Origin of the sequence: Lentilactobacillus sp. (genome assembly GCF_040773105.1) — a bacterium.
Taxonomy (GTDB): Bacteria; Bacillota; Bacilli; order Lactobacillales; family Lactobacillaceae; genus Lentilactobacillus; species Lentilactobacillus parabuchneri.
In genome coordinates this window covers 1-4,470 of record NZ_JAXGWW010000169.1, presented here as the reverse complement: position 1 = coordinate 4,470, position 4,470 = coordinate 1, and the positions used below count along the sequence as shown (strand labels likewise).

Annotated in this window: 5 protein-coding genes; 2 read left to right on the top strand and 3 right to left on the bottom strand. The window is 43.2% G+C overall.

The genetic code is table 11. The features are described from left to right. Positions 1-247: 247 nt before the first annotated feature. From AB3112_RS08575 to AB3112_RS08565, 3 genes are all read right to left on the bottom strand, one after another. On the bottom strand, positions 248-436 hold the full coding sequence (locus AB3112_RS08575; RefSeq protein WP_057910506.1) for a hypothetical protein: 189 nt from the start codon (positions 434-436) through the stop codon (positions 248-250). Between the two features lie 20 nt (positions 437-456). Further along, the gene (locus tag AB3112_RS08570; protein WP_057910505.1) at positions 457-819 is read right to left on the bottom strand and encodes a hypothetical protein; all 363 of its coding nucleotides are present in this window, start codon (positions 817-819) and stop codon (positions 457-459) included. Positions 820-967: 148 nt separating this feature from the next. Further along, entirely contained in the window at positions 968-1,525 is a 558-nt protein-coding gene (locus AB3112_RS08565; protein WP_367334294.1) for a cysteine hydrolase family protein, read from the bottom strand. Between the two features lie 374 nt (positions 1,526-1,899). Here AB3112_RS08565 and AB3112_RS08560 point away from each other — a divergent pair, with 374 nt between their 5' ends. Beyond that, on the top strand, positions 1,900-3,258 hold the full coding sequence (locus AB3112_RS08560) for an amino acid permease (RefSeq protein ID WP_084975174.1): 1,359 nt from the start codon (positions 1,900-1,902) through the stop codon (positions 3,256-3,258). An 80-nt stretch (positions 3,259-3,338) separates the two neighbouring features. Further along, positions 3,339-4,250 (top strand): magnesium transporter CorA family protein, encoded by a 912-nt coding sequence (locus AB3112_RS08555; RefSeq protein WP_084975176.1) that lies wholly within the window; start codon positions 3,339-3,341, stop codon positions 4,248-4,250. Positions 4,251-4,470: the final 220 nt, after the last annotated feature.

The window sequence follows — 4,470 nt, the reverse complement described above, 5'->3', positions numbered from 1 at the left end:
CGTCTTCAAAAAGATTACCGCTAAATTAACTCAGACGATTACTGAGATGACGGATTTAAAGCCAACCGAGATTAAAATTCACGTCAAGGAACTTCAGACCCGTGAAGAATATCTCAAAAATAATAAGAAAACTGATAAAAAGAAGGACAAATGAGCAAAAAAAGAGGCCTGTGACAAAACGTGATTCGTTTTGTCACAGGCCTCTTTGACGTTTGAAAAGTCACCGTAAATCCTCATTAAGGCGTCATTAAACACCCTTGGTTTTATCATGATTTTTTGATTGAGTAACGGCTACCTTTTTTTGGATGGTCCAAATGATGGTAACGAGTATCACCAATGTGGCCAAGGTGATTGCAAATGGTCGGTTATCGGTCAGGACCATCAAAATCAATCCCAGTGCGATCGTGACAACCATTGAAAGATCAAAATGAGACATTGAACTCACCTCGCATATCCTTATGCCATTGCTTCGTCTTCTTCCAACTCAAGCCAAAGTGCCAAAGCGGTTGGGTTGAAATCAGGCCAGCTGGAAATGTGCTCATAACCGCGGGCAAGAAGCGAGCTGACCTTTCGCTTTTTGAGATCATCAAAAATGGTCAGGGCAAACACGTTGTCTTCAAGGTCGGTAATAACCGTTCCCAATTTGTGCTGCCATTCAGCGACCAAATCTTGATAGATCAGTAATTGCCGCGAATTTTTAATGGTGTAATCAACTCCTTGCTCCCGAAGCGTTTGTTTGTAATCTTCATATTCTTGTAAAACCGCTTCTTTGGCAGTTTCCCACTGCTCGTTATTGTACCTGGATACTTTATTAGCCATCGTTGTTCCTCCCTAGTACAAAATAATTAGAGAACGCCAAGAAGATGGCAGTAAAACATTGCTTTACACCATCTTCACTCGAAACTATATTTTGTCTACTGAAGAACATTAAACACTAAAAATCGGATTTTTGCAAAATCAAATCTGATTAGTCCTCAACTTTGGCACCTAAAACGTGTTCAAAATGATTCAAGGCCCAATCGTTTCCTTCAGGGGTCAGCCCTGCGACGCCACTCTTATGAACGACAATGTTGTAAGAAAGATTGTACGCATCGACTGCTGTATGCAAGACACAGATGTCGCTGCAGACGCCTACCAGGTGGACCGTATCGACGTGACGTTCTCTCAGTCGGATATCCAAATCGGTTCCGGCAAACGCACTATAACGCGTCTTGTCGTACATGTAAACTTTATCGTCTTTTTGGTGATCCTGGTACCAGTCAGCCAGCTTGCCGTAAAATTCTCTTCCCCAGGTATTTCTAACATTGTGAGGGGGAAACAGCTTGGTTTCAGGATGGTAGGGGTCGTTTGGTTTATGAACATCGGTCGGTAAGATGACCCAGTCGCCATTTTGGACAAATTGATCGGCTAAATTGATGAGTGCCGGTTCCAATTTTTGACCGGGAGCACCACAGGTTAAGGCACCTTTATCAGCAACAAAATCGTTTGTGTAGTCAATAATTAATAAAGCAGTATGCGAATCCATTTTGATAACCTCCATAAATCAGATTGGTTAAAAGTCCAATCAACTTTTATTACGTCAAACATACACGGGAATGCGGGAAAAATCAACTAATTAGCTGGATAAAAATGTTAGTGTACCCAAATAATGAACAAGTGTTTACAATTTGGGGTTGACATTTTAAATATGGCTCGTATACTTGTTATTATTCACAGAGAGCCAACACTTGCTGAAAGTTGGCACCGATATGGCAAATACTTACTGGCGGCAGCCTTATCTGCAATAAGAGGCAATACATATTGTATTGTAGAACTTGGGTGGAACCGCGTTGACTAACGCCCCTGGTACTGTAATTGGTACTGGGGGCTTTTTTTGTTCAAACAACTAAGGAGGAAGTTATGGAAAATCATGATCAGAAAAATGCACTATCACGTTCACTAAAAAGTCGTCACATTCAGATGATCGCTATTGGTGGTGCCATCGGAACCGGCCTGTTTCTGGGGTCCGGTTCGGCGATTCATACTTCTGGCCCCTCGATTATTTTATCGTACCTGATTGTCGGTGCTTTCTGCTTTTTACTGATGCGGGGAATCGGCGAACTGCTATTGTCGGATACCAGCAAACATTCTTTTTTGGACTTTGTTAAAATTTACCTCGGAGACCGCTGGGAATTTGTGACGGGTTGGACCTACTGGTTCTGCTGGATCAGTTTGGCAATGGCAGACCTGACGGCGACCGGAATCTATATTAAGTACTGGTTTCCAAACGTGCCTCAATGGATTCCTCCTCTGATTATTTTGCTGTGTTTATTTGGTGCCAATATGGTCAACGTCGGCTTGTTTGGTGAAATGGAATCATGGTTTTCAATGATTAAAGTCGTGGCCATTATTCTCTTGGTGGTCGTTGGCTTTGGTTTAGCACTTTTTCATGCCAACGTTGACGGCTCGACCGCTTCATTCAGTCAGTTGATTAGCCACGGCGGCTTTTTCCCAACTGGGGCGCACGGGTTCTTAATGTCATTTCAGATGGTGGTTTTTGCCTTTGTCGGCATTGAAATGGTGGGGCTGACCGCCGGTGAAACCGATGATCCGGAATCAAACCTGCCTAAAGCCATTAACAGTCTGCCGATTCGAATTGGGTTGTTTTACGTTGGGTCGATGATTGCGGTGATGAGTGTTTACCCTTGGGATAAGATTACAACAACGGCCAGCCCATTTGTTCAGGTTTTTTCCGGCATTGGAATCGTAGGTGCTGCCGGGATCTTAAACTTTGTGGTTTTGACGGCTGCCGTATCGGCTACCAACAGTTGTTTATTTAGTACCAGTCGGACCATGTACGCACTGAGTATGGGTGGGAATGCGTCGTCATTTCTCACGCGGCTCGGTCGAAATGGGGTCCCCAACATTGCGTTAAACTTTTCGACGGCATTTCTGCTGATTATCGTCGTTTTAAACTACTTCATTCCAGCTGGTGTCTTTAACCTGGTGTCATCCGTTTCCACGATTAACTTTGTGGTGGTCTGGGTGGTCTTGATCATCGTTCATATCCTGTATCGCAGGCAACACCCCAAGGGCAGTTCGGTCTTTAAAATGCCCGGATATCCGATTACCGATTACCTCACGCTGGCATTTTTCGTCTTTATTTTGGGCTTCTTATTGATCAATGAGGCCACTCGGGTCGCCATGATCATTTCACTTATTTCCATTGGATCGATGCTGGTGATTTATCAGCTGATCTCAAGGAAATCACGTTCCTAAACCAGCTCAGGTTGAAATCCGGCAGCCAACCTTCTAAAATTTAGTATAAACAATCAATTAGTCATTTATGAGGGACAAAAATGATCAAAATCCACAAACTTGCTTCATACACTTGGGTTGAGGTAATTTCGCCAACAAAAGAAGAATTACGCCAGGTGACCAATGATTACCAAACCCCCGTTAAATTTCAAAGTTACATGATGGACCGCCATGAGCAGCCCCGGGCAACCTATGATGAGTTGTCAGGGTTTGGTGCGCTGGTGGTACGGGCGATTGCTGATCAATCGTCAGAACGAATGTTGACGATGCCAATCTTTTTGGGATTCAGCAACACGTTATTAGTGACGGTTTGTCACGATGAAAAACAGGGGAAAATGCTGTCAGATGGGGCTCAAGTTGAATACCCATCGGTGGTTGAGCACATTATTTCAATTTTGTTTGATACGATTTCTCCTTATTTCGATCAATTGGATGTGATCAGCCATAAAGCTGAAGAACTTGAGGGGATGCATCAACGTTCAATCAGCAACCATAGTTTGGATGAGTTGGCCGCTTTAAAAACCAGCTTGGTTTACTTAAGATCGGCGACGGCGGGGAATTTGGTGGCTTTACAGGAGTTACAGCCGACAATTAAGACCAATGTGACGTTGTCGTCCAGCTTGATGCAGCAGTCCATGGCAGCTATTTCGGACCTCTTAATTGAGTATAAGCAGTGCCAAACGATGTTTGATGTTGTGGGCGATGTCGTCAGTGAAACTGAATCGGCCTTTGGCAATATTTTGAACAATAAATTAAATCAGACCATGCAGTTCTTGACAATCTGGTCGTTAGTTTTGGCAATCCCACCAATCGTATCCGGATTTTATGGAATGAACGTTAAGCTGCCTTTGGCAAGTGCCGATCAGGCCTGGTTTTATACGGTTGTTCTCACGTTATTGATGGTTGTTGTCATGATTTGGTACATTAAAAGAGACGGTCGCTTTCGTAAGTGAACATTTCTGAAATAATCGTTAAAACACCAAAATAGGCCTTTGAGCAAAACTTGTGTTTTACTCAAAGACCTATTTTTAAATTGTTCAATTGTTAAATGTGGTTGATTTAAATCGCTGACAAGTGGTCCCCAAGCTGGGTGCCACCACTGTTAAAATGTTTAAGTGCTGCAATGGCGATTGTGACATTGCCTCTTAAAATATCGTTGTGGTCAATCTCAAT